This window comes from Dehalobacter sp. TeCB1 (assembly GCF_001707455.1).
Taxonomy (GTDB): Bacteria; Bacillota; Desulfitobacteriia; order Desulfitobacteriales; family Syntrophobotulaceae; genus Dehalobacter; species Dehalobacter restrictus.
The window spans coordinates 1-1,072 of record NZ_MCHF01000018.1; the positions used below are offsets into that span (position 1 = coordinate 1).

The window sequence follows — 1,072 nt, forward strand, 5'->3', positions numbered from 1 at the left end:
GGAATCTTTGAGTCAAAGGAGAATTTACCATGGCAAAAAACAAGCATCTCACTGATTCGGAGCGTCTACAAATTGAGCAGCTACTGCGAGAGGGCGTATCTCTTAAGCGGATTGCCGTCACCCTTGAAAAAAGCGCATCCACCATTTCCCGTGAAATTCGCGCCCGCGCCATTGAAAGCAATAAATATGCGCCATACCGTATCCATAACCGCTGCGCCAATCTCAATGTCTGCCAAAAAATGCAGATCTGCTCCGACAAGCCTAATTGCACAAGAAAGTGTTCCCGCTGTAATTACTGCAATGCCGTATGCGAGGAATTCGAGGAGCGACGCTGCCACAGGCTTTATGATCCACCGTATGTCTGCAACGGTTGTCTTGAAGCTTACCAGTGTGTCCTACGGAAAAAGTATTACCTCCACAGAAATGCTCATGAGGCATACCGAGAGATGCTGGTGGAATCCCGCTCCGGTGCAAATATTACCGAGGATGAACTGCTCTACCTTGACGAATGGATCAGTCCCCTCATCCAGCGTGGGCAATCTGTTCATCACATCGCAGTCCACAATGCCGACAGGCTTATCGTCAGTGAGAAATCCATCTACCGCTATGTTTCCGGCGGACTCTTTAAGGCGAGAAACATTGACATGCCCCGGGTCTGCCGCCTTAAGCCCAGAAAAACCAAAACGGTGGAGCATAAAATCGACAGCACCTGCAGGCTTGGCCGCACCTACGCCGACTTCCTGGCCTTTACGGAAGCATCAGACGCTCCGGTCGTTGAGATAGATTCAGTTATCGGGCGTGTCGGTGGAAAGGTCCTGCTCACGATGATGTTCAAGTCCTGTGACTTGATGCTGGCCTTCATCAGGGAACGCAATACCTCCCAGTCCGTTATCGACGTCTTCAACTGCCTAGACGAAACTCTTAGCAGAGAGGTGTTCAGCCGCCTTCTTTCCGTTTGCCTCACTGACAACGGTTCAGAGTTTTCAAACCCGAAAGCTTTGGAGTATGATGCACAGGGCCGCCGCAGGACGCGGCTGTACTACTGCGACCCATTCGCATCATACCAGAAGCC

General features: G+C 51.1%; 1 protein-coding gene. It reads left to right on the forward strand.

Annotated elements, in window-relative coordinates:
* Positions 1 to 29 precede the first annotated feature (29 nt).
* The coding region (locus tag A7D23_RS15575; RefSeq protein WP_083221875.1) for a helix-turn-helix domain-containing protein at positions 30 to 1,072 on the forward strand (1,043 nt) is incomplete at its 3' end.